Raw genomic sequence first — 4,036 nt, forward strand, 5'->3', positions numbered from 1 at the left:
CGCCGCCGCCCGCCGCTCCTGGAGCTCCCGCAGGTCGTCGACGACCCGGTCGGTGTCCCCGCGCCCGGGCGCCGCCGCGATGCCCGCCGCGACCCCGTCCGTGGACATCGCCACCGGCGAGACCGCGTCCTGCCGCGCCTTCACCCGCTGGGCCTTCTTCCGCGCCCGCAGGGACACCGGCAGCGCCCACAGCTGGTACCGCTTCCCCGCGGTGTCCAGCACCTCGTGGGAGTAACCGGAACGGAACGCCGCCACCGCCCCCCACGGCAGCGTGACCGTCCGGAACGGGTTGCGCACCCGCAACGCGTCGTCGTCGACGAAGACGGCCGGGCGGAAGGTGAAGGCGATCACCAGCGGCGCCACGACCAGCACGACGGCCAGCGCCGACCATGCCGTCCGCGCCGCGCCGTTGACGATCGCGTCCAGGGCCAGCGCGCCGAAGACCAGGGTCAGCAGAATGCCGCCCGCGATGGCCGAGTTCGACCGGTGGACCCGTACGGGGCCCGCCTCACGGCCCGGCTCCGGGGACGGCTGGTGGTCGGAGGGGGTGCTCATGGCCCCGATTGTGCCCGACGCCCCCGCGGAGGGCCGCCCCCGGTGGCCGACCGGCGTCGGAAACGGAATCGGGTCGAGACATTCCCCCCTCCCCTTCAGCTACACGCGTAGATATGCTCATGTGGTGACCATGTCGACGACACCCCACGTACCGGCCGCGCACGCGCTGACCGACGTCACCGGTTCCGACGCCTCGCTGCGCCGCTTCCTCCACGGCCTGCCCGGCGTGGACGCGGTGGGCCTGGAGGCCCGCGCCGCCGCGCTCGGCACCCGCTCGATCAAGACCACCTCCAAGGCGTACGCCCTCGACCTGGCGATCTCGATGGTGGACCTGACCACCCTGGAGGGCGCCGACACGCCCGGCAAGGTCCGCGCGCTGGGCGCCAAGGCGGTCCACCCGGACCCGACCGACCGCACCACGCCCGCCACCGCCGCGGTCTGCGTGTACCCGGACATGGTGGCCGTCGCCAAGGAGGCCGTCGCCGGCTCCGGTGTGAAGGTCGCCTCCGTGGCCACCGCGTTCCCGGCCGGCCGCGCCTCGATGGCGGTCAAGATCGCCGACGTCCGGGAGGCCGTCGCCGCGGGCGCCGACGAGGTCGACATGGTCATCGACCGCGGCGCCTTCCTCTCCGGCCGCTACCTGAAGGTCTTCGAGGAGATCACCGCGGTCAAGGAGGCCTGCGGCGACGCCGCCCGCCTCAAGGTGATCTTCGAGACCGGCGAGCTCTCCACCTACGACAACATCCGCCGGGCGAGCTACCTGGCGATGCTGGCGGGCGCGGACTTCATCAAGACCTCCACCGGCAAGGTGGCCGTCAACGCCACCCCGGCGAACACCCTGCTCATGCTCCAGGCCGTGCGCGACTTCCGGGACCGCACCGGCGTGCAGATCGGCGTGAAGCCGGCCGGCGGCATCCGCACCGCCAAGGACGCGGTCAAGTTCCTGGTGCTGGTCGGCGAGACCGCCGGCACCGACTGGCTGGACCCGCACTGGTTCCGGTTCGGCGCCTCCTCCCTCCTCAACGACCTGCTGATGCAGCGGCAGAAGCTGGCCACCGGCCGCTACTCCGGCCCCGACTACGTGACGGTGGACTGATCCCATGACCTTCGAGTACGCACCGGCGCCCGAGTCCCGTTCGGTGGTGGACATCGCCCCCTCCTACGGGCTGTTCATCGACGGCGAGTTCACCGAGGCCGCCGACGGCCGCGTCTTCAAGACGGTCTCCCCGTCCACCGAGGAGGTCCTCTCCGAGGTCGCCCGGGCCGGCGAGGCCGACGTGGAACGCGCGGTCGCCGCCGCCCGCCGCGCCTTCGAGGGCTGGTCCGCGCTGCCCGGCAGCGAGCGCGCCAAGTACCTGTTCCGCATCGCGCGGATCGTCCAGGAGCGCTCCCGTGAGCTGGCCGTCCTGGAGACCCTGGACAACGGCAAGCCGATCAAGGAGACCCGCGACACCGACCTCCCCCTGGTCGCCGCGCACTTCTTCTACCACGCGGGCTGGGCCGACAAGCTGGAGCACGCCGGCTTCGGCCCCGTGCCCAGGCCGCTGGGCGTGGCCGCGCAGGTCATCCCGTGGAACTTCCCGCTGCTGATGCTGGCGTGGAAGATCGCCCCGGCGCTGGCCACCGGCAACACAGTGGTCCTCAAGCCCGCCGAGACGACCCCCCTCTCCGCGCTCTTCTTCGCGGACGTCTGCCGCCAGGCCGGGCTCCCCAAGGGCGTCGTCAACATCCTGCCCGGCTACGGCGACACCGGCGCCGCGCTGGTCGCCCACCCGGACGTGGACAAGGTCGCCTTCACCGGCTCCACCGGCGTCGGCAAGCAGATCGCCCGCACGGTGGCCGGCACCCGCAAGAAGCTCACCCTGGAGCTCGGCGGCAAGGGCGCCAACATCGTCTTCGACGACGCGCCCGTCGACCAGGCGGTCGAGGGCATCGTCAGCGGCATCTTCTTCAACCAGGGGCAGGTCTGCTGCGCGGGCAGCCGCCTGCTGGTGCAGGAGTCGGTGCACGACGAGGTGCTGGACGCCCTCAAGCGGCGCATCTCGACCCTCCGCCTGGGCGACCCGCTGGACAAGAACACCGACATCGGCGCGATCAACTCCGCCGAGCAGCTGGCCCGGATCACCGCGCTGACCGACCAGGGCGAGGCGGAGGGCGCCGAGCGCTGGACCGCCCCGTGCGAACTGCCCTCCTCCGGCTACTGGTTCGCGCCCACCGTCTTCAGCGGTGTCACCCAGGCGCACACCGTCGCCCGGGACGAGATCTTCGGCCCGGTCCTCTCGGTCCTCACCTTCCGCACCCCGGACGAGGCCGTCGCCAAGGCCAACAACACCGCCTACGGCCTCTCCGCGGGCATCTGGACCGACAAGGGCTCCCGCATCCTCGCGACGGCGAACAAGCTGCGCGCGGGCGTCGTCTGGTCCAACACGTTCAACAAGTTCGACCCCACCTCGCCGTTCGGCGGTTACAAGGAGTCGGGTTACGGCCGCGAGGGCGGTCGCCACGGGCTGGAGGCCTACCTCGATGTCTGAGCGTCTCAGCGTTTTCAAGACCTACAAGCTGTACGTGGGAGGCAAGTTCCCGCGTTCCGAGAGCGGCCGGGTGTACGAGGTGACGGGCTCCAAGGACCAGGACTGGCTTGCCAACGCCCCGCTGTCGTCCCGCAAGGACGCCCGTGACGCGGTGGTCGCCGCGCGCAAGGCGTTCGGCGGCTGGTCGGGCGCCACGGCCTACAACCGGGGCCAGGTCCTCTACCGCGTCGCGGAGATGCTCGAGGGCCGCCGCAGCCAGTTCACCCGTGAGGTGGCCGACGCCGAGGGCCTGTCCAAGGCCAAGGCCGCGGCGCTGGTCGACCTGACCGTCGACCGCTGGGTCTGGTACGCGGGCTGGACCGACAAGATCGCCCAGGTCGTCGGCGGCGCCAACCCGGTCGCGGGGCCGTTCTTCAACCTCTCCACCCCGGAGCCGACCGGTGTGGTGGCCGTCCTGGCCCCGCAGGAGTCCTCGCTGCTCGGCCTGGTCTCCGTCCTCGCCCCGGTCGTCGCCACCGGCAACACGGCGGTCGTCGTGGCGAGCGAGAGGTCACCGCTGCCCGCGCTGTCGCTGGGCGAGGTGCTGGCCACCTCCGACGTCCCGGGCGGCGTGGTCAACGTCCTCTCCGGCCGCACGGCGGAGATCGCGCCGACGCTGGCCTCGCACATGGACGTCAACGCCGTCGACCTCACCGGAGCGGGCGCCGGCACGGCTCTCGCGACGGAGCTGGAGGTCGCCGCCGCGGACAACCTCAAGCGGGTGCTGCGTCCGCGCACCGGCGAGGACTTCGCGGCCACGCCGGGCACGGAGCGCCTGACGGCGTTCCTGGAGACCAAGACCGTCTGGCACACCACCGGTTCCCTGGGCGCCTCCGGCTCGTCCTACTGACCGGTCGCCCGACCGCGGCACGCCCCCCGCAGGAGGGGAGGGGGCACCGCCGCAGAGCCGG

At 72.4% G+C, this 4,036-nt stretch carries 4 protein-coding genes; 3 read left to right on the forward strand and 1 reads right to left on the reverse strand.

Annotation, left to right across the window (positions count from 1 at the left end):
- Positions 1-555 (reverse strand): PH domain-containing protein (locus tag HW445_RS21015; protein WP_180222532.1); only part of this gene is annotated, 555 nt, incomplete at its 3' end.
- 130 nt (positions 556-685) lie between these two features.
- Here HW445_RS21015 and deoC point away from each other — a divergent pair.
- Genes deoC through HW445_RS21030 form a run of 3 tightly spaced genes read left to right on the forward strand, consistent with a single transcriptional unit; the run spans position 686 to position 3,975 of the window.
- Positions 686-1,651, forward strand: a complete 966-nt coding sequence (gene deoC / locus HW445_RS21020; protein WP_180222535.1) for a deoxyribose-phosphate aldolase — start codon at positions 686-688, stop codon at positions 1,649-1,651.
- Positions 1,652-1,655: 4 nt separating this feature from the next.
- Positions 1,656-3,086 carry an aldehyde dehydrogenase family protein gene (locus HW445_RS21025; protein WP_180222533.1) on the forward strand — a complete coding sequence of 477 codons (1,431 nt, stop codon included), beginning with the start codon at positions 1,656-1,658 and terminating at the stop codon, positions 3,084-3,086.
- Entirely contained in the window at positions 3,079-3,975 is an 897-nt protein-coding gene (locus HW445_RS21030) for an aldehyde dehydrogenase family protein (protein WP_180222534.1), read from the forward strand. Before HW445_RS21025 ends, HW445_RS21030 begins: the two co-directional genes overlap by 8 nt.
- The last annotated feature ends 61 nt before the right edge of the window (positions 3,976-4,036 follow it).

The organism is Streptomyces sp. UH6 (assembly GCF_013421635.1).
GTDB classification, from domain to species: Bacteria; Actinomycetota; Actinomycetes; order Streptomycetales; family Streptomycetaceae; genus Streptomyces; species Streptomyces abyssomicinicus.

What these genes read in the sequence shown, in the direction of transcription:
- deoC (WP_180222535.1), top strand. Translation starts at nt 686, where the DNA reads ATGTCGACGACACCCCACGTACCGGCCGCGCACGCGCTGACCGACGTC.
- HW445_RS21025 (WP_180222533.1), top strand. Translation starts at nt 1,656, where the DNA reads ATGACCTTCGAGTACGCACCGGCGCCCGAGTCCCGTTCGGTGGTGGAC.
- HW445_RS21030 (WP_180222534.1), top strand. Translation starts at nt 3,079, where the DNA reads ATGTCTGAGCGTCTCAGCGTTTTCAAGACCTACAAGCTGTACGTGGGA.